The following is a 25,924-nucleotide window of genomic DNA, read 5'->3' as shown; positions in this document are numbered from 1 at the left end:
GTGCTGCGTGTCACTGCGCAACAGGCGGCCCAGCTCATCACGCTCCTGCCGCTCATTACGCATCCCGCCTTCTGTGCCCTGCGTCTGGATGATGACCGGAAATCCGCTCGCATTCAGCACAAATATCCGTATCAGACCGTCCGGACGCTGTTCACTCGTCAGCCGTCCGTCCTCATCGTGACTGAACCGGTAAAGCGCCCCGTTGCCGTTGCTCAGGCTGGCAATCCATCCCTCCGCGGTATAATGCCAGCGCGTCTCCCGTTTCTCTTCATCCGTGTGGCGCGCCAGCAGCCCGCGCGGCGTATACTGCCAGGACTGTACGCTGCCCGTGATGCGACGGTGGCTGCTCAGTAACCCCAGCGCGTTCCAGGTGTAACGGTCCTGCTGTTTACCGGGGTGGCTGACCGTCTCCGGCAGCCCCAGACGGTTATAGCTGATGCGTACCGTTTTCCCTTCCGCGTCCGTCACCGCCGTCAGATTGCCGTCTTCATCGTATTCATAACCCGTGGCGCGCCCCGAACAGTCGGTGTAACGCGTCAGTTGACCGCGCGCATCGTGCGCCAGCGCAACCTCGCCGCCCCGCGCATCCGTGCGGCTGACCGCCAGCCCCTGTTCATCATACCCGTAGCGCGTGACGCGTCCTTCCGGGTCTGTCTCCCGTATCACCTGACCGTGTTCGTTGTAATCCGCCTTCCATACGTGGTCGTCATCCAGTGCCCGGCGCGTGATTTCAGCAAAGCTGCCGTTCCACTGCGTCTGTGTCACCCGCCCTGCCGGGTCCGTCTCTTTCACCACCCGGCTCAGGGTGTCGTATTCCAGCGTTACCCTGCATTCGCCGGGGAGTTCCACCGCTACCGGAAAATGGTTTTCGTTGTACCTGAAGCGGTACATTCCGCCGCCCGGCGTCCGGTGAGCAGTCACATACGTATCTTCATCAAACCACCACTGCCACTTCTGCTCCGGCCTGCCAGTTACCACCGTCTGCCCACCAGCAAAATCATAGTGGAACCGGTAATCCTCACCGTCGCTGGTTGAGTGCTCCACCACCCTGGGAACCCCCTCAATCTCTTCCCAGCGGTAGGTACAGGTAAAGCCCGTCGCGTTGCGGTGCTCTGTCATCAGGCCATTTTCATAGGCAAACTGGCGTACCGTCACACCGGCCCCGTTCACCACGCCAGTCAGTTGCCCGTTATCGTCGTAGCGATATTCCACCAGGTTACCGGGACGGCCGCCTTTCACCAGTTCAATATGCGAAAGTCTTTCCCCTGCCGGCGTCATTGTGCGGTGCAGTAACAGATGGTGCCCGCTGCTGGAAGCCACCCGCACCAGCCTGCCGTTCTCACGCCCGAAAGCAATTCGCTGCCGGTACGGTGTCTCCATAAAAAGTAATGGCGCGACGCCGTGGTCATCAAACTCATCAAACACGTAGTAGCTGCGGTCGGTGTAATGCAGCACATAGCGTCCGTCATGCAGGCGGCTAAGGTAAAACTGCTCTTCGGGGTCAAATATCTGGTGACCCGGTGTCAGCATCGCTTTCGGATAACTTAACTCCCGACCTTGTCCGCCAATCAGAGTGATATGTTCCTCATCAGCTCGCAGGGTTATTTCCCAGTTCAGCCGCCATCCTCTGCCCAGCAATCCTTCAGTTTCCAGGTGGCTGGCATAAAAGCGCAAACAGGTAACAGGCAGACGACCCGGCAGGGTGAAATCCGTTTCCGGCAGCAGAATTTTTTGCCCTGTAGTGACATCCACCGGGTTACTGAACAACCCCATAGCGACCTCGGAAACGGCCATCCCGGTAATTTCGCCGCCAATAAATTTGGCCGCGCATTTTGTGCCAAATTTCGACCCCATCTTTGCCGCCTGGCGTGCGGCTCCGGCAAGTCCGCCAAGCATTCCGGCGACCACATACAGCACATCCACCACCTGACGCAGCCAGTCAGGGATTTCCGGGCTGATTTCCAGTACCGTTTGTGTACCACCGCCGAGAAAGACATTGGGGGAGCCGTCCTCAATCACTGCATCACACTCAGTGTGGTCATCCTTGCGGGCAGCTGGCTGGCTGTTGATGTAGATGTTGCCGGAACCCTGGGCAATGCGGATTTCCGGGGAATGGTCTTCGCATATCACCGTACTCAGTACGGCGCGGGCGGCCGGGCGACTGTTGGTGCTGACATTATCAGAACCGGTCAGAATTTTTCCCACTGTGGAATGTATCGAGCGCCCGATGGCTTCTCCCAGTTGCAGGACTCCGGAAGCTATCTGATCAGCCAGAAAACTCAAAATCAGCCCAGCCAAAAAGCCGCAGGTAACAAAAGCAAAGCTGGCGACGGCAATAATGGCGATACCTATGATGGCCCCTATCAAAAACCCGGCAAGGGCGCTGGTGTGGTAGATGGGATCATCCACCCGTGCGGCTTCATACATGACAAAACCTCCCTGTTTTTTTAGCTTTTAGCAGGCTGAAAACTGGTCAACCATGCAGTCCATAGCTGGTCGGTATGCTCATCAAAAGGACGCTGACTGGTCAGCGTCAACACCAGTACCTTTGCTGGCCCGGTGATAAACCCGGCTTGACGCTGGTACACTTCTGTTTTTCCAGAACGATGAGTTGCGAGAATCTGTTCACCTGTCATGGCAGCTTCGCCAGTTCCCGCCAGTGCCGTTCCCCGCGAAAGTACCCGGTGCTGGCCCAGGTTTTTTTTCATCAAGGCTATCTGGCGGTCAATATAGGTGGTCAGGTTTTCATCGGACCTGAGCGTATCGCGGGAAATATTCAGACTGGGAGTTGCCCTCTCATTGCCCGACGGGACGAAGATATTGACGGTGCGATCAAGAAAAGTTTCAGGCAGGGCAAAGCTGCCCTCCTGAATACGGTAAAGGCTGGTCATAGATAAAATCCTTTTATTATTTTTTATTCAGAAGCATCCGGAGTGGATAACGGGGCAATATCATCCGCAGTAATGGCTTTTCCGCCATCCGGGTTCATATCAATGCCACTGCCAATGAGTTGCATAACATCGCTGGTGTGCAGTAAAAGTTGTTTTCCGCAAAACTCAATCGAGCCATCCTTGTGTAATACAAGCGCTGCATTGCCGCAACGAAGGGTAAATTGATCGCCAACATCCAGACGATATGTCGTTCCGACATTGATGGTTTGAGCCAGTTTGACGGAAAGACCATCATTTTTTGTGATGGTGGCATTACGGTCTTCTCCCACGCTGATGGTTTCATTTTTGACAATGGTTTTTGTGCGGTCGACCATGATCGTGTGGGTTTCATTGTTTTTTACCGTAGTATTCAGGTCTTTTTCCGCGTGGAACTTCACTTCTTCCGCACCCGTTTTATCGTCAAAGCGCAGCATATTTCCGTTAGTCGGCCCTCCCTGCAATGAGTGGCTGAATATCCCACTCTGCGACGCCATGCCCGGCAGCCCCCACGGCGGCATGGTGTCCTGGTTATAGGTGCGCCCCACGATGATGGGCAAATCCGGATCGCCGTTTTTGAAATCCACCAGTACTTCCTGGCCAATACGCGGGATCTGGATCATGCCAAATCCTTTCCCTGCCCACGGATAGCTGACACGGACCCAGCAGGAGCTGTTTTCGTCATTGTTACCGTAACGATCCCAGCCAAACTGCAGCTTCACCCGGCCATATTTATCCGTCCAGATTTCCTGCCCCGCCGGGCCGGTGACAATGGCGCTCTGCGGGCCTTTGGTGTGGGGTTTGCTCAGGGTTCGTTGTGGGCGGTAAACTTCGCTGGTGGGGTGCAGTTCAAACGTGGTGACATAGGTAAAATGCTGATCCTGACCGCTGTGCTGCGCATTATCCCGTAAAAACAGCGTGGTCTGTACCAGCAGGTATTCCTGATTAATTTCTGCCGTCGGGTGATTCATCAATGTAAAGGTGTACCCGGTCATGAGGGTACGGATATGACCGGCCCCATGTGCCCGGCTGCCTGGGCTGCGCTGCGCTTCCATACGAATGCGCGTCAGCATCTCGCCTTCGCCCGTAGTGAAGTAATCACCAGGCCATTCGTAATGCTCGTATTCAGCATGACCGGTATCACGCGGACTGGCCACGGTACTTTTAAGCAGCGAACGAGGCTTCATAAAATCAAAATCGTCCATCACCCACTTTCCAGTACGCAGCCTCTCACTGGCCGTAATGGTGTGGATAAATTCCTTATCCAGTTTCAGCCCTTCCTGGTGCCACTCCACCAGCGGCGAGTCAGGGCACGCTTTATGACCATTGATGGCATCCGCCAGCACCAGCGTGTGGCTGTTCTCGCTGTGCTCAAACCACCAGTAAATCCCCCATTCCTGCATCAGGCGCTGGATGAAATCGAAGTCGGTTTCACCATACTGCACCTGCCAGGCGCGGGGTGGATAATTTTCCACCAGCCGCTTTTCCACCGGAAAAGAATATTCATCCAGTACTTCATCGAGAATATCCACCACGGTTTTATTCTGGAACGCTTTGTAGTCGCTGGTGTGGGTCAGCAGCTTCAGCCACGGCTCAATGCGTAATTCATACGTTACCGAACGGCTCTCATGGCCGACTACCCTCGCCGCCGTCACCAGCCCGCTGATATACCGTTTTCCGCCACCGTCCAGTTCGATACTGACGCACAGGTCTTTGCCCACCATCGGCTGAAGCGGCAGGTTGGCAGCGGGGGAAACGTACCCCAGGTTCAGGGCGTCCGGCGTTTTAAGCTGTACTGTGTAGGAAAACAGATTCCCAAGTCCTTCCGAACCATTCATGCCTGCAAACAAAAGCATCTGCGGCGGCACCGCACTCCCACTTACTGTGACGTTATGCGCCCCCGGACCACCGGCTGCAATCGACGCCGCCGCATCCTGAACTGCACCAGCCATATCCGATATCCCTGCTGCTGCAGCGGCAGCCTGCGCAGCAGCTACTGCGGCTTTAACCAGACCTGACGGTTCCGGCAACGCACCAAACAGGTCCGCTGCTGCCTGTTCTGCCATCTGCTCGGCGGCACCAGATACATCGGTTGCGGCTGAACCTGTGCTCATACCGCCACTTTCGCCAGCTATTGGTGGTGTGGTGATGACGGGTCCACCGTTTCCAACTGGTTTATTACCCGTAGATACAAAACTCATGATATTTGCTCCTTTAATACCGGATTAAAATTTGGATCCTGGCGGCCAATAAACTCGGGATATAACTATCCATTTACCATTTTTATAATGAAGCCAACATGTTAAATTTAGATCTTTATTGACATTCCAAAACATCTCCTTAATAGGAACATCTTTAAATTCAGGATTATTTGAAGGGTAAGTTCGTTCTATGCCACCATAATAAATACCCACAAAATCATGCCTTGGGTTTATAAAATAATGTTCAGGAGAACCATATTTTCTCACTAGTGAATCTTCATCATCCCCCCACTGAACATCTTTGTTATGCATCTCACTGGCAAAAATATCTAGAGTTACAAGTAATATCAATAACGTAAAAAATATAGCGATTTTCTTCTGAATCATTTTATTACACTCGCAACAGAAAACGTAGTTAAGGGATATACTAAATTCAAGTCAATACAGACACCTTCCAGGTAGCGTTCCCGAAGTTCCATCCCAACATTCATTAACGCGGCAGTATCTGTTTTATATTTAGACTCAGGCTTACCAAACTTATCAAGTTCATATTCATCCTCCAGATAACGAATCATATGTCCAATTTCATGAACTATATTTACCTGATAAAAACCACATATTGACTGATTCTCTGGTGCACATTTTTCTGATAACGAAGTATCTTTAAAATAAAAATGAGCAAACCGATTTTTCCAGTTAACATAAGGCCTGCCATCATCATTACCAGGAACGGTTCTTAATACGTCTACATTCCAGTGTTCTTTTTGATGGACCGGAATCATATTTATGCTGAAAGGCAATCTTTTACTCTTGAATTTCTCAGCAAAATCAGAGTCCCCTGAGACAGATAAAAATATCTTATCATTCCATCCATAACAGATTGCAGAAAATGATTCATATATAAAACTAACTTCATCCAGGTATGTCCAGTTATCTCCTACATTGTTCTGATTCACCCAGTTAAATTTCCATCTCATTAATAATGCAATGTCGCCTGTATCACTATTCAGGATATATTCGCCATGATCTGTATTCATCCTGAGATACTTCCCATCTTCTACGGTGTCAGGGCAAAACTTATGCATGAGTTTAATAAAGAATTCATGCGATAGATTTATTTTACTCTCTCCAACAACACCATCCACATGTGTTGTGAGCGAACCAGATTTATTCCCTGAAGAAGAACTCATGCTATTGACTCCTTTAATACTGGGGTAGAGATTTAGCCCACGACAGTCGTATTCCTGTTTTTTACATCCAACAAAATAGAATATTAATAAATTAGGATAATATTTGTACTTTACTCACTCTACTTTTCATCTGAGTTCTCCGTACAATCGGGTTCTGACATTGAACCATCCTACTGAAATACACCACTTCCCCTCTATCCAGTCGCAACGAATCCACATACCGCCCCTTGCTGTTCAGCTGCCAGAACCATCCATACCCTTGTTGTGCCAGCGTTAACATTTTTGCTGGCCAGCACGGTCACGGCAGGCAATTCCACAACTGGACCTACTCATCCGTACACCCCAGTCCCCGGCGCTGAACCACTTCACTGGCAAATGTTGCCCCGGTTTTTTTCATTATTCCTTTTTGTATTTTTTGCAGCGCGGGAAATGAGATTCTCCTGCATGAATCCTCTTCCCATATATCACCAGTTACAGGGCAAACTGAAAATAGTCCCCACACATCTGTCGCACCGGCGGAAGGAGAATCATAACCTACCCCAAAACTAAAATACCCAAGATGAAACGGGTTACCTTTTTTATCTTTCAGAGAACCGTCAAGAAAAACTCCAGGCAATTCCACATTATATTTTTCATTTTTTAGTGAAAAAACCAATAATGCCTGCGCCTGTGTTTCAGTAAGACCTGACTGGTTAACATTCGTTAGATCAAACCGCGGCACATTCCTGATAAGAATTTCAGCGCAACAATTCACGGATATGACCATGAAAAGCAATGCTGATATTAATTTACAGGACATGTTATCCTCTGCTTAACCATATTAATCACCCCCACTAACTCACTGGCATAACCGGTATGACCGGTATGACCGCCATTACTGCTTTTACCTGAATTAAAACCAGAATCAATCAATGCCTTCGCAAATTGCTCCGGTGATTTTTTATTTCTGACCGCATTACCAAATCGGATTGCAAAGGACTTTCCGCTAGTTGAAAAAGAGGTATAAGTGGCAACCCAAACCTTATTACTCCCCAGCGGGTGAACCTGCCCTGACTGTAAAGGTGTCGGACCATGCATGGAAAAATAGTTATTGTATTCTGTCGCGATTCGACCCTGCCCGTAAAAGGACTCCTTTGCGGCAAGCCCCAGGATATTTTCTACGGGCACATCAAGTCGTTTAGCGATTAATTCATATTCTTTCAGATATTGCTGTACAAACCTTACTACACCAGCGTTATTACAGGCTTTATCATAAGAACCAATGATTCACTCCTCATCTGATTATTTTTAATGCTGCCGGATATCCAGCCGCAGCGCATCCACATACCGCCCTTCGCTGTTCTGCTGCCAGAACCAGCCCTGTCCTTGCTGTGCCTGCGCAAGCATTTTGTCCGGCCAGCCCGGCCATGGCAGATGACGCACACCGGGCAGCTCCACTACCGGCGCGTCCGGCAGGTCGGTCAGTTCCCGACTGCGCTGCGGTACACGTCGCAAGCCGCGCAACCACTGTGCCCAGCGCGGCCCCGGTCGCCATAGCGCCCACAACTGGTCGGTCTGCTCCGCCAGTCGCCCGCAGCGTTCTGTCTGTGGTGAGACATGAGCTGCCGTCAACTGCGCCAGCCAGTACAGCCAGCCCTGCGTGTCATCCAGGCTCTCTTCCAGCCATTCTCGCCCGGCACGCTGGTAAATCACCAGCGGCCACGGTCTGCCCGTACTGTCTCGCGATGCGGTCAATACTCCGGTCAGCCACTCATCACGCCCGCCAATGGGTAAAAATCCCGGCGACAGAACAAAACTCCACGGCAATGGGTGGTGTTCCGGCAGCGCCGTTTTCTCACGCGGTGACAGGTGCATCCAACCGTCATTTATTCCGGCCTTCGCATCATCCGTTCCTTCCGGCAGAACAATATGCCGCCCCTGCCCCAGCCACGTCTGCTGGTTCAGCCACGCCTGCCACACCAGCCCTTCGTTCGCACTCACCCGCCAGCGTACATAGTCCCGCTGATCCGGTAGTCTGCCAAACATCGCCGGAGCCGATACTGCCGTAGCACGGCGCATCAGAGAATCCTCGTAGGGCAACTGAAGTTTTGCAGCAGCTCGCGATCCACCGGGTCAAAATCCCGTCCGGCGGTGATTTCCAGCACCACCCGCCGCCCGTCGAAGTTATACTCCACCTGCTGTGTTCCCCGTACCGCCGTCTCCTGCGACTTACCCGCATCCAGCAGGTGAAACAGCGCCCACGGTCCATTAGTCAGTAGCGTTGAGGTGTCCTGGCGAATGCGCGGGCTGGCGGTGATTTCTGCCATTGAGCCGTTGCGCGGCCCCGGCCAGTTCACTTTTAGCGGCCTGACCGGGCCATGAGCGTAACGCAGCACCTGGCCGTCGATATCAATCACCAGTTCAGTGATTGCAGGGTCCATATCCACGACGCGGACCTGCATCGCCCAGGAAAACTTTTTCCCGCCTTCCCCATTAAAAAAAACGCTGCGGATCTGTTTCGCCTCCTGAAATGGCATCAGGTCCGGTCCCTGTAAGGTCATATTGCCTTCGGTCGGTTTGTAGCGCCACGGGTTGCTGGCGGTATCCGCCAGCGGGGCCAGTTGCTTCGTCCAGAAGGCATCCAGCACACCGCCGCTAGCAAAGATACGGTTAAAATCGTCCGCGCTGACTTCCTGCGGGCTGTCGGTGAAGGGGTAGCGCCCGTCAATGGCATCACGGCACTCATCGCCGATCACCGCTTCCATCTGCGCGTTCAGCACTTCACCGGTGCCGGCGTTGATCTTTCGCGTTCCCTGCTGCGTGAGATCCAGCAGAATATTTTTCAGCGGTGCGGGCAGTTTTGCCGCTTCCAGTTGTAGTTTATCCGCCGCCGAAATGCGGCCCGGTAATGTGCTCGCGGCCAATGCACTGTCGGCGATAGTGAGCTGGGTGTAATATTCATTGAGCATCGTCAGCAGCGAATTTAACTGCGGTGCGCCGCCGCCCTGTCCGCTGTCCGTCCGCCCGGAAACCACTTCCCGCAGGGCGGCGAAACGGTCATCCACCAGCGATTTTTCCAGCCGCTCTTCCGGGTGGATGTCCTGCAATAGCTTTGCCGTCTGCACTGCTTTTCCCGCATTACCAGTGAGCCGGTCCTGCGCGCGCTGGGCCATCTGTTTTTGTCTGGCCTGCGCATCCAGCGGCGGTACCAGCGTGGTCTGCTCCACCACCGCTTTACTCAGGCGCATCAGAGGTGAGTCAGGCGAGGCCAGTGTGCGAAGCACCTGAAGGTCATACGCCAGCCCGGGACTGCCGTCTTCCCCGGCACTGTTGATGCTGTGAATACTGACCAGAAAATCCTGCCATCGGCGAGCATACTCAGCGAGGTACAGGCGACGGACCTCACGGGTAACCGGAAGCTCCTGCCCCGGCAACTGGCTCATCACAATATCAGTCGTTTTTTTTTGCGCGTTTTCCCGGCCCATCACCCAGGCGTCGTCCGCTGATGCGGCTGCGACAAACTCTGACAGCCGTTTGTCGAACAGTTCCCGGTAGCCTTCGCGGGTGAAGATGCCGGGCACGCCCCTGTCCAGCGGTGCGCCATCCGTGCGGACAAAAACCGTTCCCGCATCCGCGCCCACCGCGCGAACCAGCGAAAACTCCTGCGGTGCTTCGCTCTCCATGGAAGCCAGGGCTCGAGTGTAGATACGCTCAGTGCTGGTATGGCCGTCAAGGAAGGCCCGCGCCTGGCGGATCAGCCCCTCATCTTTTTCCCAGGGCGAATGCACCACGCGGCTGCCGTCAAACAGGGCGTCGATATGTTCCAGCACGGCTGCGCGACCGCCAAACTCCGCCACGCTGTCGCGGTTGTCCAGATCGTTCAGCACCCAGGCGTGGATCTCCGCCGCGTTGTATTTGTCCTCGTGGTCCTTATCGAGGTTCAGCAGCAGATAAACATGCAGGGCGTCATAGGCGGCTTTGCTGTCCTGACGCGCAATCGCATCTGAAAGCACGTATTCCATGCGTTTCACCAGCGGCGGCAGCAGTAACTGGTCCAGCAGGCGGTCATACAGGAATGCGACGCTCTCCATCACCGGCGGGACGCTGTAAAGACCATAACGCCAGGCCAGCGGCGGCGAGTCCGGGTCCAGCCTCGGCCAGGCAGAGAGCGCCCGCGCCTGGTTCAGTAATGCGGGAACCGGCTGCATGGCGGGTTTTCCGGTATAGGCTTTGACGTCACTATCCAGTTGGGTCGTCCGGCTGGCGATTTCATTCAGATAACCGCTGTTCCCCTGCTGGCTGCCCTGCATGCCCTGCCACAACCAGAAAGCCAGCGCCAGTACCAGCAGATGTCCGCCGGTACGCAACAGACGGTAACGCCAGGCCCACTGAAGGTTCGGCTCCACCAGGTGCGCTTCGCGGAAGATAAACTGCGTCAGCAGATCGTGCAGAAAATAGCTGCGGTTGCCGTCTGGCAGGGTATGGGATGGGGAATCCGCCTTCCCTTTGATAGCCCGGACAAAACGCTGCCAGATGCCCGTCTGATCGGCTACGGCGTCTGCCTGCGCCTGCGCGGCGCTGGTAAAAAATACGCCGCGCAGGGTGTTGTTAAGCTGGGTGGCGTCAAATTTTGAATCGAGGAAAATCTGCTCAATGGCTTCCAGCAGCGGCGCACCCAGCGCGGCAAATTCACGCGGGAAGCGATAGAGCCGCTGGCGGCTTTTAAGGTCGTACTCTTCCTGCAACCGGGTATCCAGCCCCTGATCCAGCCGCAGCGTCAGGTTTGCCAGTTCCTGGCTACAGAGCGCATGCAGCGACTGCGGATCGCTGGCGTGACGCCTGCGGCTGTATGGCAGGGTGAAGCCCCAGACCTGGGCGCGCAGGTGGCTGGTCAGCCCGTGGAAATACTCCGTGAAGCCCGGCAGCAGATCCATCTTGGTGACAACCAGATAGACCGGAAAACGAATACCCAGCGTCTCCCGCAGTTCCGCCAGCCGCGCACGCAGGGCCGCACAGGCAGCCAGCCGTTCCGCCGGGGACTGCGCAGTCAGATCCGCCACGTTTAGCGTCAGGATAACGCCGTTCAGCGGCGCGCCAGGACGGTGTTTGCGCAGCAGCCCTAGAAAGCCCTGCCATTCCCCTGCGTTGCGCTGGGTTGCACTGATTTCACCGCCATCATCGTGGCGGGCATAGCGCCCGGCGGTGTCGATAAGCACCGCCTCGTTGGTAAACCACCAGTCGCAGTGCAGCGTGCCGCCGCCCGGCACGGTGAGGATATGCGCGGTCTGCTCCATCTGCTCCGCCAGCGGAAACTGTAGCCCGGTGTTAAGCAGCGCGGTGGTTTTACCATCGCCGGGGCTGCCGATAACCATAAACCACGGCAGCTCGTACAGAAAACGCTTTCCTTCCAGGACTTTACGCCAGCCGGGCAGGTCTACGCGCAGTTGTTTCAGTTGCCGGATGGCGCGAGTGACAATATGGCTGACGGTACGCAGGTCGGCTTTAATTTCCCCTGCCACAGGTACGTCTTCCCCACGCGGATGCAGGAAACGGCGTAGCAGTTGTTCATCCAGACGCAGCGCTCGCCACAGCCGGTACAGGCCATACAGCGCATAAGACAGCAGGATCAGGCCGATAAGCGACAGACGCAGCCACAGCGGCGCAAATGGATGAACATTACCGAAGGCCAGCAGGGGTGAAACAAAACCGATGACAAGGCACAGAACCGTCACGCCAATGATGCTCATCGACCAGTTAACCAGCCACAGTGCGAGGAACATCAGTAACAGAACGATGGTGACTACCCGACTTCCCACGGACGCGAGCGGATGCAGGGTGTCAAACGCCACCAGCGGCCCAATAAACCAGATCAGCAACGCCAGCATCACCACGCCAACAATGGCCAGCGCGCGGCGGGAAAACAGCATACTGAGAAATTTTTGCATTATTGTTCAGAACTCCATGCGATAATCAGTAATAGCAAAATGCCGCAAGCTGAAAAAATCCTTCCAGTACGGGCTACTGAAAGAAAATAAAGAGCAATCTGAACAATTATCAAAATAAAATAAATCAACATTTTGATTATTTCTCTGTTCCCATTTCCCTGAGGCAACGCTGTCATTGAAGGATCCATATCCTGCATCCATTGATACTCATTCCCGGAAAAAAGCATGATGATGATCAGACCCATAATGAATAACAACCATCCTGATATCTGAATTATTCTTCTCACGAAGACTCCTAATGGGCGATGAGTAAATTAGAGAAATGCAACCAGTTGTTGACAATAAAATTGCCATAACTGGTATCTTCCTTTATTTTCTCCATGGTAAGCGACATACCCCGGTTATAACGGGCACCAATAATTCTTATCTGCTCTTCCGTCAGGTGTGGTAAGGAGGACTGAAATCCATCTCTTTCAGCTAATTGATAAAGATGTCTGGCCACAAGCTGAATATTAAAAATATCATGCTGGAGGCAATTTGCCAGTTCACGCAATTGAGAGGTATCCATTTTTGACTCATCAAGCCCAAGCGTTCTGGCTGCGGTTCGCAATTGCATACTCACTGCACCAAAAGATGTTTTTTCTGGTCTCGAAGTTATTGTGATATGTTCATCAATCCACTCAGGCCCACTCCAGTTAATAGTCCGAGCATCAAATGCCAGCATATCTACAATACTGGGATCCCCCCCGACTTCTATCCAACACACACCAGCCAGTAAAGGCGCTGGCAAATTATATGTATTGGCAGCCGACGTTATCAGAAGGTGGTTATGTTTTACCCAGCCATCTTTGAAATAACGCCCATAAGGTACACCTCCGCCCCATTTTTTTGGCGCTAATTTCCAGAAAAGAAATTCGGTCACGCCCCATACCGGTGAATGATTCGATGCATTGCAGTCCAGATTATTCATTTTTCTCACTCCACCACCAGAATTTCCACCCGACGGTTCTGCGCCCGTCCGGTTTTAGTGCTGTTATCGGCCACCGGTACGGTATCTCCTTTCCCGACGACTCGAATCCGGCTGGCCGGAACACCACCGGACGTCAGCAGTGAAGCCACTTCCGTCGCCCGTTTTTCCGACAATACCTGGTTGGAGGGGAATTCAGCGGAGTGGATCGGTTGGCTGTCGGTATGTCCGGTCACCGTCACGGCACCGCCCACACGCGCAATCTCCCGCGCGGCCTTATCAATCACCGGGCGCAACGTGTCATTCACGGTTTTCTGCCCCGGTACAAACATCGTGTCGCCACGGAATACCACCCGGCTGTGGTGGTCATCTTCCTCAACCGTTAGCAGGCCACGCGCGATTTCGTTCGCCAGCAGGATTTTCAGCCGCAGTTTGTGCACCGGAACGGGCGGTGGCGGCAGGTGTTTACCGATGGCGTCGATACGTTGCTGTACGGTTTCTGTGGCGAGATCCATCCGGTGGCTATAAAGGCCAAATACCGTCAGCATCACCAACAGAGCTATTCCTGCACTCAGCCAGACCGGCATCCGGCGCATCCGCCGCATCCGTCCGCTGACGGCACCGGTAAACCCCGGTGAGAGCGTCGGCGTTATCGGATCGCGGCGCTGGACCAATTGGGTCAACAGTTGCTGACGGATATCGTCCAGTTGCTTACGCCCGTCGGGCCGAACGCTGTAGCGGCCTTCAAAACCCAGCCCCAGAATGTGGTATATGATTTCCAGCACATCGCTGTGCTCCTGGAAACTTGCGGCCAGACGCCCAATTATCTGAAATAGCTTGATGCCGCCTTCACTTTCGCCATGAAAAGTAACCAGCAGGCTTTTTCCAGCCCAAACACCACGACGCCCCCAGGTGGTGTTGTTGGCAGCTTCGTCAAGCGACGTACACAGGCAATAGCGCACCGCCAGCACATGTTCGCGCCGCAGGTTTGCCTGATCACACAGCGTCTGGTATCTACGAACTTCACGCTCCAGTAGGACACGGTAATGTTCGACAAAACCAGGGGAAAGTTCGCGGGGCATTTGCGCCAGTGCGCATAGCAACGGGCTGGCCGCTGCCAGTAGAGGATTCACGGCAGCAGTAATTTCGGCCAGACGAAGCTTCATATCCGGGCCATCTTCAACCACCACCTTTATATCTTCCCCACGAAGGCTGTCCTGGATGTCATTATCAGGCGACTTTGTGCCACCCACTGATGGCTGGAATGACAGGGTATTCACCGCAGGTGGCGTCAGAATCTCGTCGGTCATTTATCGCGAACTCCCCACAACTCCAACTCCAGCCCCGGAAATTCTCCGGCGGTGTGCATCGCCATACCGCCATAGCGGGCGATATGTTCCCACAGCACACCGTCGCGGCGGATGTCGTAATAGATGTAGCCAGCCTGGAACGGGATCTGACGCGGCGGCACCGGCAATACCTGTAAAGCAAGACCCGGCAGGTGCGAGCGAATCAATTCCGGCAGGCGTTCGGACGGCCCTATTTTGGTCTGGGCCGAAAAATGTTGCAGTAAGGTGTCTGCGGACATATGCGCCTTCACCGCCAACACTAATGAGCTGAAATCTGACAGTTCGGAAGGCTCAACCACCGCATTGAGAATACCGTAAGTTCCCTCCTCCAGAGTGATTCGCTGCGCTCCGCGGATCAGCACAGCATTCAGCAGGTACTGCACCTCATCCACTACCGATTTCAGCCCGGCATAGGGCGTCAGGTGCTTATATTCTTTATATTCTTCCGGACGGCGCGTCTGTGGCCGTACGTAGGTAGAGAGTTCCCCAGCCAGTTCACACAGGTTCCGATAGAGCACTTCCGGCGACAGCGGCGTTTTCGCCATATGAATCAGTAAGGGGCCGAAACGATTGAGAATTTGCAGAAGCAGGTAATCCGATACCTCAGCCGCCTCATGGCCGTGTTTATCGCTGCCCGTCAACCGTTGCGCCAGTGAATCTGCGCGCATTTTTATCAAATCGTTGATCCACGACAGCCACGTACATATCAGTGCGCTTGCCTGGTAATTTGCCACCGGCGGGATCAGATCGTTGTCAAGCTCGATGCGTCCATCAGGATGTATCGTCGTAATGCGCGTCAGGGGCAAACCGATCCACGCATCTGTCACCGCCTTTTCCGGCAACAGTCGCAGGCGCAGGTGGCTAAGTTGCAACAGTTGTGCGCCGCGCCCCAGAGAGTTGGCATCGCGGATTTCATTTTCATGCACCGAAAAGCGTGCCAGTGATTCCGGGTTATTGCCGAAGCTGGTTTCTTCACTGTTCGGCGTACGTATTGGCACTGCCAGATAAATCAACTGGTTAAGGTGCTCTGATAGGGTGGTCAGAGGCGGCGGTAGTGGTGTGTGACCCGGCGCATTAAACGGCGTACCGTCGGCAAACACTCCGGAAGCCTTCGTGAGTACCAGTTTTCCGATGTTCAGCGCCTCACTATCAATGCCGTATTCACTGAAGCCCCAGAAAAAAGGCGAAAGCGGCAAACTGCGGTAATGAATGATATGTTCCAGATAGCGTTCCTGCTGCTGAAACATCTGTGGCAGCAAAAATTGTCCTTCACTCCAGACGACACGGTTATTCCAACTCATAATTTACTCATCCCGTTCTTTAATCACTATAGCGCTTTGCTCTATACCGGCATCCAGTTCGACTTTTTTCTTCGGCATAAAGCGGCTGTACCAGCTTTTTTCCGGGGGATCAGGAATTTTATACGTGGCCCGCCAGACTGATTTTCCCAGATTGCGATAGCCGGCGAGGATCCCCAGTGCCGTGGTTTCTTTATTGAGAGCACGACGCAGCTTTTTCTCCTCGCCCGGGCGCAAGATAAAGCTGTCGCGGTGGAGTAAATCATCGGCAAGAACAGCTTTGTCATTGTCCTGAAGGGACCACCAGTCCGCCGCTATGAAAGCTGCATCATTTTTCAGTTCATAAACGCGTATCTCTATGGGCGCGGCTTTTTTCTGATTGTCAGGATTCACCTTATCGGAAGCCTTAACCACCAGATCGAGTCTTTGTGACATCAGCTCCGGCACATCGTCGCTGTCAATGCTGCACCCGGAAAGCAGGCAGACAAAAGACAAAGCTACCGCACATAACCACCCACCGGGGTTACGCCATTTATTCACTGTAATTTCCTTTAAAATCAAATAATAAAAACCGACCAGGCTATATACCTGGCCGGGAAAATATTGCTTAAATTTCTTTGTTAGCTTTGAAATCGTAACCTGCCGTGATAGTGCCGCCACTGCCACCCTGCTGGTTCTGCACCACGTATTCCTGCTTCACGGTGCTGAAAGATAGTTCGACTCTCTCGCGGGAGGCGATCTCACCCTCCTTACTACCACTGGGGGAAACAACAGCCACAATCAGATCAGTGAAGGTATATTTGAGGTATTCCAGCGGATTGCCGCCTGCTTTGCGCATGACAAGGATGGACTTCGGAATATGCTTACCAGAGGCGCAGTATTTGAACAGGTTCGGGCTAGCGCGATCGATGTAATGTTCAAACTCCAGGTTAGTCACGGAGACTTTGCCGGATCCCAGACCGCTACCTGCGTGCATGGTGGACTCCTGGTGGATATTCCAGCGCCAGCTCAGCACCTCAATTTCATTTTTATGTTTGTCATCCATTGACTCGCCGTCAATGCCGTCAATTTTCAGAAAAATGTCATAAGCCATTTTCATTTCCTTATTAAGAATTACTTAAAATAATCCCTGGTTTATCTTCGCATATGAATTCAGGTAAACCATGGCCGTACAGAACCCCCTCTCCTTAATTTCAGAAGAATAGAAGGCTGTATAATTTCCGGTAATGAGATACCGGCACGTCATTAATTCACAAAATGAATGTATTACTTCTATTTACATGTCACAGATACCGATGACTCTCCTGGTACCCGCTGCCCCGGCAAAGAAGATGCCTGGCACTGTGTCGCCAATGCAGGGACCGGTTGTGATAACCAAACCTGTCCATGGTTATAAATACAGGAAACCCAGTAACGTTCACTATTCTGATTACTGGCCATTGTGGTATCCCATATTTGCCTGGTTTCACCCTTTATTGTCTCTGTCTCTGGTTTTAGATCCACCCGATTTTCAGGTTTTCCCTGCGACATCCCTACCCCGTCCAACCACAGACGGGGTTCATAGCGGGAAGATCTCTGCCACGATGCAGATATATCTGGCTCCAGTACTGTTGTTGAGGATTTTATATTGATAAACACGGGGCAACTGACTTCCCACGCAGTAACAAATTGTGAATAAAACAACATAAAACCCAACAACAGAGAAAAAATAAAACGTGTCCCCATTGAATCTATCCTCTACTCAATAATATAAAAAGCTTCCGCATTATTACTGGCATCAGGATATGTTCCATCGCTGCGCATTCCACCTTTTCGGGAAATAGGGCGTGCAGAGACTTTCGTGGTTTTACCTGTCCACTGGTCCATAACATAAATATACTGACTATCCTGTTCCAGATAGAAAGCGGCATGCTTATGCTCATTCTGCCTCGAGGGATACTTTCCGTTAACAAAAGTGGCAATTGCTGTTCCTCTGGGGATCGATTTATCCCCAAAAACCTTTCGCCCCTGCTTCCAGGCTCCAGTATTCCCCACATGTGCATATACCTGAACTAAGAACACACATTCCTTTCTGTCTCCTGCCCCCGCCATTCCCACCATGTCAGTGCCCTGCAATGAATCTACCAGTCCATAAACATATGCCATATATCCCCCAGAGTATTACCCGGCATCATTCATTAAAATATTCATAAAAATCAGGCATTACCCTGTTTTACTGACGGCAGTTTTGTCACCAGACGCAGTGATCCTGTTAACCCTTCAAGCTGAAAATGCGGGCGCAGGAAGAATTTGGCGTCGTAATAGCCCGGATTCCCCTCCACCTCTTCCACCACCACTTCGGCAGCTGCCAGCGGGCGGCGAGCTTTGGTTTCCTGCGAGGAGTTCACCGGATCGGCATCAACGTAGTTCATGATCCATTCATTGAGCCAGCGCTGCATATCTTCACGCTCTTTGAACGAGCCGATCTTGTCGCGCACGATACATTTGAGGAAGTGCGCAAACCGTGAACAGGCGAACAGATATGGCAAACGAGCTGAGAGATTGGCATTGGCCGTTGCGTCCGGATCGTAATACTCTTGCGGTTTTTGCAGAGACTGCGCGCCAATAAAGGCGGCGTAATCAGAGTTTTTACGGTGGATAAGTGGGATAAAACCATTTTTCGCCAGTTCAGCTTCACGACGGTCAGAGATGGCAATTTCTGTCGGGCATTTCATATCCACGCCGCCGTCATCGGTCGGGAAGGTATGACAGGGCAGATTTTCCACCGCTCCACCAGATTCCACACCACGGATCAACGTACACCAACCGTAATGTTTGAAAGAACGGTTGATATTTACACCCATTGCATAGGCGGCATTGCTCCAGACATATTTGCTGTGGTCTGCGCCATCTGCATCTTCTTCAAAATCAAACTCATCGACAGGGTTTGTTTTCGCACCATAAGGCAAACGGGAGAGAAAACGTGGCATCGTCAGGCCAATGTAGCGAGAATCCTCACTTTTTCGCAGCGAGTTCCACGGTGCGTATTCGAGGTTTTGGGTCACAATTTTGGTCAGGTCACGCGGGTTAGCCAGTTCCTGCCAGGAGTCCATCTGTAACACTGACGGAGAGGCCCCGGCAATAAACGGCGCATGGGCTGAGGCTGCCACTTTGGCAATGGAGCCGAGCAGATCCACATCCGGTGGTGTGTGATCAAAATAATAATCCGCAATAATACAACCGTAAGGTTCTCCGCCTAACTGCCCATATTCGGCCTCATACAACTTTTTGAACATGGGGCTTTGATCCCACGCGATCCCTTTGTAACGCTTCATATTTTTCCGCAATTCATCCTTCGAAAGGTTCATAAAGCGGATTTTTAATTTTTCATCGGTTTCGGTGTTGTAAACCAAATGTTCCATCCCACGCCAGGAGGACTCCAGTTTCTGAAATTCCGGATGACTCAGGATTAGTTTGATCTGCTCAGTTAATTTGAAATCGATCTGCTCAATAATTGCTGCAATACTTTTATAAGCATCATCACTAACAGTGACCGTATTTGTCAGAGCCTGTTGGGCCAGCGTCTGAACTGCCGCCTCAACTGCCTTTGCAGCCTGAGGAGTCTTGGGACGGAAGGCTTTATCCAGCAGCGAATCAAATTCCGTTTCCTGATAGGCAGTGGTTTGCGCAGCAGAGAGGTCGCCAGTCGCCAGAAGAGTATCGTTTACCATGAAAGTTCCTTAATAAAATCGCAATTAGTCTGCTGTTCCCGTTTCACCTGATAAGACACTTTCCTGTTGAACGACAGGTTTTGGCGCGCTGGCCAGAGCTTTCAGTAACGTCGGGTCTTGTAATAGTTTGTTGATCAGATTTTCTGCTCCCGCTTTACCATCCATGTAGGTTTGCAGGTTGGCAAGCTGAGTACGTGCTTCCAGCAGCTGGTTCAGGGCATCCACCTTACGGGCAATCTGCGCAGGCGAGAAATCGTCCATATTCTCCAGCGTGATATCGACCATTAACTGCCCTTCGCCCGTCAACGTATTGGGGACAGCAAACGCCACGCGCGGCGCGATGGCTTTCATACGTTCATTAAAGTTATCGATATCAATATCAAGGAATTTACGGTCGGTGACCGATGGCAGCTCTTCACGTGGTTTACCGGCCAGATCGGCCAGCACTGCCATGACAAACGGCAGCTCGATTTTTTTCTCGGAGCCGTAAATCTCAACGTCATACTCAATCTGCACTCGGGGCGCTCGGTTGCGGGCAATAAACTTCTGCGCGCTATTGTTGATAGCCATAATCCTTCATTTCCTTATCAGTCAGCCGACGACACCAGGGGAGTGGTCCGACGGTACAGTTTAAAAATCATACGCAGAGAGTATTTTTATAATCTCTTTGTTTTCTTTGTACTTTTCCCGCAGCACAGGGAGTGATTTCTTCGCCGGAGGACACCAGGTATCAACCCCCTTTTCGATGTCTCTTTTATCCTTCTCTGGTAAAGAACTGTCCCATTCACCAGCAAGATGCTGGCACATTTCCGCATTACTCAGAAAATGCTGCACATCCTGTGGTAAAGGCGGTTCCCCCTGAACACAGAAAGCGAACATCATTAACAGGAATGTCCACAACGCCGAATAACGAAAAGTCATATTTAATGTCCATCAATTGACCAGTGCATGAGATATGCTCTGCCAGGAGGACGATATGTTGCAGAAATACGGCCCCTCGAATGCGCATTACCAGACGCGTGCAAGAAATTATCAACCGATGCACGAAAAGCTCCCTGCAAATCATTAGTGGAAGAACTTCCAGTAAAGCGACTGACCCACAGTGCACCACTTAATTCTTTTGCCATAAGGGTGCTCCATTAATCCGCTTCAAAAATAATCTGTTCATCATCATCCACACGCATGCGGATTTGTGTGATGGCCGTTTTCTCTGTCATCGCCTGCAACCAGTAACGGGACAGTGGTGGGAGGATATGTTGTTCGATATAGCCGATGAGCAAACGAGCGCCGGTTTCGTGCATCGGGCAGCGCGACACAATATGCGTAATCAGTTCATCGCCATACACCAGCGAAACGCCATGCTGCTCCGCCATTCGAGCTTTCAGCCTATCGAGATGCAGACGGGCAATAACGCCACGCGCCTTTTCATCCAACGGTAAATAGGGGATAACCGTGACTCGCCCCAAAAAAGCGGCCGGGAAGTGTTTACGTAACTCCGGCATTAACGCCTCTTTTAGTCCTGCCGAATCGGGCATCAGCGCCGGATCCTCACAGAGTTGGCTGATAAGTTCCGCCCCAGCATTAGTAGTCAACAATAACGTGGTATTTTTGAAATCGATGTGAACACCTTCGCCGTCCTCCATCGCTCCTTTATCGAATACCTGGTAGAACAACTCGTGGACGTCGTGATGGGCTTTTTCAATTTCATCCAACAGCACCACACTCCAGGGGTGACGGCGTACGGCTTCCGTCAGCACGCCACCTTCGCCATAGCCCACGTAGCCGGGCGGAGCCCCCTTCAGCGTGGAGACGGTGTGCGACTCCTGAAACTCGCTCATATTGATGGTGATCAGGTTCTGCTCACCACCGTAGATAGATTCCGCCAACGCCAGCGCGGTTTCGGTCTTACCGACACCAGACGGCCCGGCAAGTAAAAATACCCCTACTGGTTTACGCGGATCAGCTAAACCCGCCCGCGCGGTCTGGATACGCTCGCCAATCTGTGCCAGCGCGTCCATCTGTCCGGTAACACGCTGCGCCAGACGTGCGGGTAGTTCCAGAATCTGGCTGGCTTCATCTTTCACCATGCGGCCGGCGGGAATACCGGTCCAGTCGGAGACAATGGCGGCGACTACTGCCGCATTGACTTCCGGGAAAACGACGGGGTTTTCGCCCTGCCAACCTCTTAATGCCACTTCCGACTGTTGCAACGCGGTTTCGTCATGCTCGTCAGGTTCTGCTGAACGTTGTTTTTGTAAGGTATGAACCAACTCCAGTTCCTGCTGCCAGCGCTCTTCGGTGTCAGAAAGGTCTGTATTCAATGATGCGATCCGTGTCGCCAGTGTGTCGCCCCGCTCTGCGCGGATACCCATTTTTTCCTGCTTTAATAACAACTCCCGCTCCAGTTCGGCAGCGTTGAGCTGCTGACGCAAATACTGGACTTTCGCAGGCGGGGTATGGAGCGACAACGCCACACGGGCCGCCGCCGTATCCAGCAGACTAATGGCCTTATCCGGTAGCTGCCGGGCCGGAATGTAACGGTGAGAAAGCTGTACAGCGGCGCGCACGGCCTCATCAAGGATCAGGACGTCATGGTGTTTTTCCAGCGTGTTGACTAACCCGCGGACCATCTCAACAGCAGCAACCTCTTCCGGCTCTGCGACCTGTAACACCTGAAAACGCCGGGTCAATGCTGGATCTTTCTCAATATGCCGTTTGTACTCACTCCAGGTGGTTGCGCCGATGGTGCGCAGGCTGCCGCGCGCCAGCGCCGGTTTCAGCAGGTTGGCGGCGTCACCTGTACCGGATGAACCACCAGCGCCCACCAGGGTGTGAACTTCATCGACAAACAAAATCACCGGCTGCGGTGAGCGCGCAGCTTCTTCCAGCAGCGCCTTCAGACGGGATTCAAATTCGCCCTTCATGGACGCCCCGGCTAGCAACGCCCCGACATCCAGCGACAGCAGCCGTACATTACGCAATGAAGGCGGCACTTCACTCTTAACAATCGCCAGCGCGAATCCCTCCACCACTGCCGTTTTCCCAACGCCGGCCTCACCGGTTAGCAGGGGATTGTTCTGGCGACGACGCAGTAGAATATCCGTCATGGTACGGATCTCGTGCCCGCGACCGGTGACCGGATCGATACCACCTTCACGCGCCAGTGCTGTCATGTCCTGGCAGTATTTCGCCAATGCGGATTTGCTCCCGGCGGATTTGCTCCCGGCTGATTCGCTCGGAAATACCTGACTTGCTTCCCCCGGAACAGCAGAATTCAAATCCGAACCGTCATATGGCATTTCTGTTATTTCAGGAGATGATGTGATTAAAGATGGAAGAATATCTAACAATTCATCTACCGGCAGCGCAGCTAGTGGCGCACAGATCTTTTTTAACACTCGATATAATTCTGGTGTGGTTAACCAGGCAAGTAGTAACCAACCACTACGAATTTTTTGATCACCAAAGCGGATACTTGCCAACATCCAGGCTTTCTCAACAGAAAGATCGATGTGGTGGGAAAAATCGCTAATTACACTCGCGCCGGAAGGTAATATATTCAATTGCTGAATTAACGCCGTCTCAACATCAGAAGATGTTATTTGGTAATGTCGAAGTACATTGTGAATATCATTCTCTGGTTGTTGTATTAGCTGATGCAACCAATGTATCAGTTCGACATAAGGGTTAGCGCGCAATTTACAGAACGTTGTCGCAGATTCTAAAGACCGAAATAAAGGTCTTGTTAGCTTTCCATATAGCGCACTGCGTGAAACAGGAGTGTCCATCTGTTACACCTAATGATGTAAAAACATATAAATGATACATAAATATAAATGTACCGATTAAGATTTCTAATTAATAGAATTATCAAAATCTCAGATTGAAACAATGATGCATATCACAGAATGCAATGTAATATAACGGTTAGTATCTTTTTCATGATGATTTTCAATACAAAAAGTTAATTGAATTCATATCATGAATATATATTAGCAATAATCACCATTATATATTTACGAGAAAATTAATATTGATAAAGCAAATTAATCAGCGTTACTTATCTAAAAAATATAAATAATTACTCTATTAAAAAAAACACTCTATACAGTGATACGTAATGAAACAAAATATTACCTGGGGACTGCAAAAAATACAGGGGCACGGAGTTACCGATGGCACCATTTACGCCACTGCAGGAACACAGATTATCTTCACAGTCAAAGCGCCATGGAGCCCTGTTTTTGATGTGGAGGAGGATACAAAGATTGCTCTCAGCCTGACTCGCCACGAAGAGGCATGGTGGATAATCAATCTGTCCGATGAATATTGTTGCACGGTAAATGACCTGATTGTGGAGTCACATCACCGTATGCGCCTGAATGAAGGGGACCTGATTGAATGGGGGTTATCTTCTTGGTGTCTTGTCCGGGACAATCCGATGTCTCCTGAGCCATGCGAGAAAAAAACGGCACTGCAGCCTGTCATTTCGCCTGAAACAACAACCGAATATCTCGATCTCGACTGGTTTCGACAACAACAACAGCAGCAGCAAAATCCGTTCGATATTATTCCGGTTCATGGCGCAGTCGCTACTGAAGGCACCCCAGATTCAGATACCCCACTAACCTTGCTTTATCAGGAATACCGACAGGCGTTGTTGTCTCCTGAACAAGATATTCATCGTCATGCCGATCCTTTCCCCCTTAATGGAGAGGGTGGCACGCAGGAGTTGTCTTCATTGCGTGATCTGGTCACTGAAGCCGATACATTACAGGATATGGTCACTGGCGGGTTAAGTATTGACGCTATTCTCGATGTACTGGATGCCACCGGTGAAGGAGAATCTACCTGGCCTACCAAAAAGACTCCTCCTGATATCCTGCATCTGCTTTCTCCTGAATACAAACCGGAGGCAGTGCATAACGCCATTCTGCCCGATCTGACGCAGCGAGAGCACCATGTCATCGGCATTGACAGCTATTACCGGATAAACCCGGCACAACACGGAGATATCACTCATGACAAACAATAACGTGCTACCGGCTACCTTGTCGGCGCTGCTGCGAGACTATTCCGTGGCAGAGAGCATTCAACTGGCGGAACACCAGGTAAAGATGCACCCGGCACAGGCTTCACGTCGGCACAGCCTGTTTCAGTTATTGTGCGCAATCGGTGACTGGTCGCGGGCGCTGCAACAAATTCAACTGTGCGCCCGAGTGGACGCCAATTATGCTCGCGAGGCACAGGTATTTGGCGAGCTGATCCGCTGCGAAATATACCGTCACTCCTGCTTTCAGGGCGAACAGCGTCCCGGTTTTATTCTCCCACCACTCGCCTGGATGGAGGATTTACTGGCTGCTCTCGCCTGTAACGCCCGCGGCGAAGTGCAGGAAGCCGATGCCAACCGCAGCCACGCGCTTGAAGCTATAACAGACACCACCGGGCAGTGGAATGGCGGCGTATTCGACTGGATAAGCGACAGTGACTCGCGTACCGGCCCGGTGCTGGAACTGGTCGCTGGTGGCGTGTATATCTGGCTGCCATTTTCGCAAATTCGTTCACTGAAATCCCCCCTGCCGGCTAATCTGACAGATCTAATCTGGAAACCCGTCAATATCACACTTCACAACGGCGACACACACAGCGCCTGGCTGTTTTCTCGCTACAGTGGTTCTGAAAGCGCTGCTGATACCTTGCGTCTGTGCCGGGAAACCACCTGGCAGGATGGGCCTGGAGAAACTCTGGTTACGGCGTTAGGACAAAAAATGTGGCTCACCAGCCACGGCGATATCAGCCTGCTGGATATGACCTCTTGTACCTTTAATACACCCGAAAGCAGTGACGCATGAGCGCCTCTCGTTTGCGCCAAAGCAACCACCTGATGCCTACATTGTTTGATCGACTGTGTGACGATGCCCCGCAGCAGAAGCGCGATCACGATATCAGCGTCAGTTCAGTCCAGTTCAAGGAGATCATCCGCCGGGATTTGTCATTTTTACTCAACACTGTCAGTCATGAAGATGATATTGATGCCACTCGTTACCCAGAGGCGGCAGCTTCTGTTCTGAACTACGGCCTGCCTCCACTGGCAGGCAGCTTTCTGTATGAACACAAGTGGGACGATATCCGCAGGGCTATTTTACGCACGATTACTCGATTTGAACCCCGGCTGAAAGCATCCACCCTGCAAATAATTCCACTACAGGATGAACAACGCCAGAGTGGCCATAACACATTACAGTTTGAAATTCGTGGCGAAATCCTTACGCAGCCGTATCCGACGGCATTCCGGGTACGCAGCGCGTTGGATATGGAACAGAGCCGCATTACGTTTTTTTAATATAGAGGGTGACCG

At 52.0% G+C, this 25,924-nt stretch carries 25 protein-coding genes and 1 pseudogene; 3 read left to right on the top strand and 23 right to left on the bottom strand.

The window, feature by feature from the left end; all coding sequences use genetic code 11:
* The 23 genes and pseudogenes from FEK42_RS21035 to tssH all read right to left on the bottom strand — a co-directional run.
* Positions 1-2,427 (bottom strand): DUF6531 domain-containing protein (locus FEK42_RS21035; RefSeq protein ID WP_171022643.1); only part of this gene is annotated, 2,427 nt, incomplete at its 3' end.
* A gap of 20 nt (positions 2,428-2,447) precedes the next feature.
* Positions 2,448-2,891 (bottom strand): DcrB-related protein, encoded by a 444-nt coding sequence (locus FEK42_RS21030; protein WP_130209707.1) that lies wholly within the window; start codon positions 2,889-2,891, stop codon positions 2,448-2,450.
* Between the two features lie 23 nt (positions 2,892-2,914).
* Positions 2,915-5,128, bottom strand: coding sequence for a type VI secretion system tip protein TssI/VgrG (gene tssI, locus FEK42_RS21025; RefSeq protein ID WP_135491952.1), 2,214 nt, complete (start codon positions 5,126-5,128; stop codon positions 2,915-2,917).
* A gap of 24 nt (positions 5,129-5,152) precedes the next feature.
* Positions 5,153-5,515, bottom strand: a complete 363-nt coding sequence (locus tag FEK42_RS21020; RefSeq protein WP_240783091.1) for a hypothetical protein — start codon at positions 5,513-5,515, stop codon at positions 5,153-5,155.
* Positions 5,512-6,318: a hypothetical protein gene (locus tag FEK42_RS21015; protein ID WP_135491951.1), complete on the bottom strand. Its 807-nt coding sequence runs from the start codon at positions 6,316-6,318 to the stop codon at positions 5,512-5,514. Before FEK42_RS21015 ends, FEK42_RS21020 begins: the two co-directional genes overlap by 4 nt.
* A 193-nt stretch (positions 6,319-6,511) precedes the next feature.
* Positions 6,512-6,625 (bottom strand): annotated as a pseudogene (locus FEK42_RS23100) (cytoplasmic protein); the annotation flags it as partial.
* A gap of 18 nt (positions 6,626-6,643) precedes the next feature.
* Positions 6,644-7,117 carry a hypothetical protein gene (locus FEK42_RS21005; RefSeq protein ID WP_135491950.1) on the bottom strand — a complete coding sequence of 158 codons (474 nt, stop codon included), beginning with the start codon at positions 7,115-7,117 and terminating at the stop codon, positions 6,644-6,646.
* Positions 7,102-7,485, bottom strand: coding sequence for a glucosaminidase domain-containing protein (locus FEK42_RS21000; RefSeq protein WP_240783090.1), 384 nt, complete (start codon positions 7,483-7,485; stop codon positions 7,102-7,104). Before FEK42_RS21000 ends, FEK42_RS21005 begins: the two co-directional genes overlap by 16 nt.
* Positions 7,486-7,605: 120 nt before the next feature.
* Positions 7,606-8,376 (bottom strand): TagF domain-containing protein, encoded by a 771-nt coding sequence (locus FEK42_RS20995; RefSeq protein ID WP_138211953.1) that lies wholly within the window; start codon positions 8,374-8,376, stop codon positions 7,606-7,608.
* Positions 8,376-12,242: a type VI secretion system membrane subunit TssM gene (tssM, locus tag FEK42_RS20990; protein ID WP_138211952.1), complete on the bottom strand. Its 3,867-nt coding sequence runs from the start codon at positions 12,240-12,242 to the stop codon at positions 8,376-8,378. The genes FEK42_RS20995 and tssM overlap by 1 nt, the downstream gene beginning before the upstream one ends.
* On the bottom strand, positions 12,242-12,487 hold the full coding sequence (locus tag FEK42_RS20985; protein WP_135406095.1) for a hypothetical protein: 246 nt from the start codon (positions 12,485-12,487) through the stop codon (positions 12,242-12,244). Before FEK42_RS20985 ends, tssM begins: the two co-directional genes overlap by 1 nt.
* A 50-nt stretch (positions 12,488-12,537) precedes the next feature.
* Positions 12,538-13,212, bottom strand: coding sequence for a hypothetical protein (locus FEK42_RS20980; RefSeq protein WP_135406094.1), 675 nt, complete (start codon positions 13,210-13,212; stop codon positions 12,538-12,540).
* Between the two features lie 5 nt (positions 13,213-13,217).
* Positions 13,218-14,519 (bottom strand): type VI secretion system protein TssL, long form, encoded by a 1,302-nt coding sequence (tssL, locus tag FEK42_RS20975; protein WP_135491948.1) that lies wholly within the window; start codon positions 14,517-14,519, stop codon positions 13,218-13,220.
* Entirely contained in the window at positions 14,516-15,859 is a 1,344-nt protein-coding gene (gene tssK, locus FEK42_RS20970; protein WP_135491947.1) for a type VI secretion system baseplate subunit TssK, read from the bottom strand. The genes tssL and tssK overlap by 4 nt, the downstream gene beginning before the upstream one ends.
* Before the next feature lie 3 nt (positions 15,860-15,862).
* On the bottom strand, positions 15,863-16,396 hold the full coding sequence (tssJ, locus tag FEK42_RS20965) for a type VI secretion system lipoprotein TssJ (RefSeq protein ID WP_130218544.1): 534 nt from the start codon (positions 16,394-16,396) through the stop codon (positions 15,863-15,865).
* A 67-nt stretch (positions 16,397-16,463) separates the two neighbouring features.
* Positions 16,464-16,949 (bottom strand): Hcp family type VI secretion system effector, encoded by a 486-nt coding sequence (locus tag FEK42_RS20960; RefSeq protein WP_000312804.1) that lies wholly within the window; start codon positions 16,947-16,949, stop codon positions 16,464-16,466.
* A gap of 179 nt (positions 16,950-17,128) precedes the next feature.
* On the bottom strand, positions 17,129-17,581 hold the full coding sequence (locus tag FEK42_RS23265) for an STY0301 family protein (protein WP_072018659.1): 453 nt from the start codon (positions 17,579-17,581) through the stop codon (positions 17,129-17,131).
* Positions 17,582-17,593: 12 nt separating this feature from the next.
* On the bottom strand, positions 17,594-18,001 hold the full coding sequence (locus FEK42_RS20950) for a BPSL0067 family protein (protein ID WP_042102253.1): 408 nt from the start codon (positions 17,999-18,001) through the stop codon (positions 17,594-17,596).
* A gap of 50 nt (positions 18,002-18,051) precedes the next feature.
* Positions 18,052-19,566: a type VI secretion system contractile sheath large subunit gene (tssC, locus tag FEK42_RS20945; RefSeq protein WP_165489004.1), complete on the bottom strand. Its 1,515-nt coding sequence runs from the start codon at positions 19,564-19,566 to the stop codon at positions 18,052-18,054.
* Between the two features lie 24 nt (positions 19,567-19,590).
* On the bottom strand, positions 19,591-20,136 hold the full coding sequence (gene tssB / locus FEK42_RS20940; protein WP_130209733.1) for a type VI secretion system contractile sheath small subunit: 546 nt from the start codon (positions 20,134-20,136) through the stop codon (positions 19,591-19,593).
* A gap of 60 nt (positions 20,137-20,196) precedes the next feature.
* Positions 20,197-20,487, bottom strand: a complete 291-nt coding sequence (locus tag FEK42_RS20935; RefSeq protein ID WP_135491946.1) for a hypothetical protein — start codon at positions 20,485-20,487, stop codon at positions 20,197-20,199.
* A gap of 2 nt (positions 20,488-20,489) precedes the next feature.
* Positions 20,490-20,693: a hypothetical protein gene (locus tag FEK42_RS20930; RefSeq protein WP_240783089.1), complete on the bottom strand. Its 204-nt coding sequence runs from the start codon at positions 20,691-20,693 to the stop codon at positions 20,490-20,492.
* Between the two features lie 12 nt (positions 20,694-20,705).
* A complete protein-coding gene (gene tssH, locus FEK42_RS20925) occupies positions 20,706-23,354 on the bottom strand; it encodes a type VI secretion system ATPase TssH (RefSeq protein WP_135491945.1) in 2,649 nt (882 codons plus the stop codon).
* Between the two features lie 332 nt (positions 23,355-23,686).
* On the opposite strand from tssH, the gene tagK reads away from it, so the two are divergent.
* Genes tagK through tssE form a run of 3 tightly spaced genes read left to right on the top strand, consistent with a single transcriptional unit; the run spans position 23,687 to position 25,909 of the window.
* Entirely contained in the window at positions 23,687-24,601 is a 915-nt protein-coding gene (gene tagK / locus FEK42_RS20920) for a type VI secretion system-associated protein TagK (RefSeq protein WP_135491944.1), read from the top strand.
* Positions 24,588-25,418 carry a type VI secretion system accessory protein TagJ gene (locus FEK42_RS20915; RefSeq protein ID WP_135491943.1) on the top strand — a complete coding sequence of 277 codons (831 nt, stop codon included), beginning with the start codon at positions 24,588-24,590 and terminating at the stop codon, positions 25,416-25,418. The genes tagK and FEK42_RS20915 overlap by 14 nt, the downstream gene beginning before the upstream one ends.
* Positions 25,415-25,909: a type VI secretion system baseplate subunit TssE gene (gene tssE, locus FEK42_RS20910; RefSeq protein ID WP_130209743.1), complete on the top strand. Its 495-nt coding sequence runs from the start codon at positions 25,415-25,417 to the stop codon at positions 25,907-25,909. The genes FEK42_RS20915 and tssE overlap by 4 nt, the downstream gene beginning before the upstream one ends.
* Positions 25,910-25,924: the final 15 nt, after the last annotated feature.

Source organism: Escherichia sp. E2748 (assembly GCF_005781125.1).
Lineage (GTDB): Bacteria > Pseudomonadota > Gammaproteobacteria > Enterobacterales > Enterobacteriaceae > Escherichia.
Note: the sequence above shows the minus strand (reverse complement) of the source record. Positions and strands in the feature narration are given on the sequence as shown.

Coding starts and splice junctions, on each gene's coding strand:
- FEK42_RS23265 (WP_072018659.1), bottom strand. CDS start 17,581: ATGGGGACACGTTTTATTTTTTCTCTGTTGTTGGGTTTTATGTTGTTT.
- tssB (WP_130209733.1), bottom strand. CDS start 20,136: ATGGCTATCAACAATAGCGCGCAGAAGTTTATTGCCCGCAACCGAGCG.
- FEK42_RS20980 (WP_135406094.1), bottom strand. CDS start 13,212: ATGAATAATCTGGACTGCAATGCATCGAATCATTCACCGGTATGGGGC.
- tagK (WP_135491944.1), top strand. CDS start 23,687: ATGAAACAAAATATTACCTGGGGACTGCAAAAAATACAGGGGCACGGA.
- FEK42_RS20950 (WP_042102253.1), bottom strand. CDS start 18,001: ATGGCATATGTTTATGGACTGGTAGATTCATTGCAGGGCACTGACATG.
- FEK42_RS20985 (WP_135406095.1), bottom strand. CDS start 12,487: ATGGGTCTGATCATCATCATGCTTTTTTCCGGGAATGAGTATCAATGG.
- tssI (WP_135491952.1), bottom strand. CDS start 5,128: ATGAGTTTTGTATCTACGGGTAATAAACCAGTTGGAAACGGTGGACCC.
- FEK42_RS20995 (WP_138211953.1), bottom strand. CDS start 8,376: ATGCGCCGTGCTACGGCAGTATCGGCTCCGGCGATGTTTGGCAGACTA.
- FEK42_RS21015 (WP_135491951.1), bottom strand. CDS start 6,318: ATGAGTTCTTCTTCAGGGAATAAATCTGGTTCGCTCACAACACATGTG.
- FEK42_RS20935 (WP_135491946.1), bottom strand. CDS start 20,487: ATGACTTTTCGTTATTCGGCGTTGTGGACATTCCTGTTAATGATGTTC.
- tssC (WP_165489004.1), bottom strand. CDS start 19,566: ATGGTAAACGATACTCTTCTGGCGACTGGCGACCTCTCTGCTGCGCAA.
- tssL (WP_135491948.1), bottom strand. CDS start 14,519: ATGACCGACGAGATTCTGACGCCACCTGCGGTGAATACCCTGTCATTC.
- tssM (WP_138211952.1), bottom strand. CDS start 12,242: ATGCAAAAATTTCTCAGTATGCTGTTTTCCCGCCGCGCGCTGGCCATT.
- FEK42_RS20930 (WP_240783089.1), bottom strand. CDS start 20,693: ATGGCAAAAGAATTAAGTGGTGCACTGTGGGTCAGTCGCTTTACTGGA.
- tssE (WP_130209743.1), top strand. CDS start 25,415: ATGAGCGCCTCTCGTTTGCGCCAAAGCAACCACCTGATGCCTACATTG.
- FEK42_RS21020 (WP_240783091.1), bottom strand. CDS start 5,515: ATGATTCAGAAGAAAATCGCTATATTTTTTACGTTATTGATATTACTT.
- FEK42_RS21005 (WP_135491950.1), bottom strand. CDS start 7,117: ATGTCCTGTAAATTAATATCAGCATTGCTTTTCATGGTCATATCCGTG.
- FEK42_RS20960 (WP_000312804.1), bottom strand. CDS start 16,949: ATGGCTTATGACATTTTTCTGAAAATTGACGGCATTGACGGCGAGTCA.
- FEK42_RS20915 (WP_135491943.1), top strand. CDS start 24,588: ATGACAAACAATAACGTGCTACCGGCTACCTTGTCGGCGCTGCTGCGA.
- FEK42_RS21030 (WP_130209707.1), bottom strand. CDS start 2,891: ATGACCAGCCTTTACCGTATTCAGGAGGGCAGCTTTGCCCTGCCTGAA.
- tssH (WP_135491945.1), bottom strand. CDS start 23,354: ATGGACACTCCTGTTTCACGCAGTGCGCTATATGGAAAGCTAACAAGA.
- tssK (WP_135491947.1), bottom strand. CDS start 15,859: ATGAGTTGGAATAACCGTGTCGTCTGGAGTGAAGGACAATTTTTGCTG.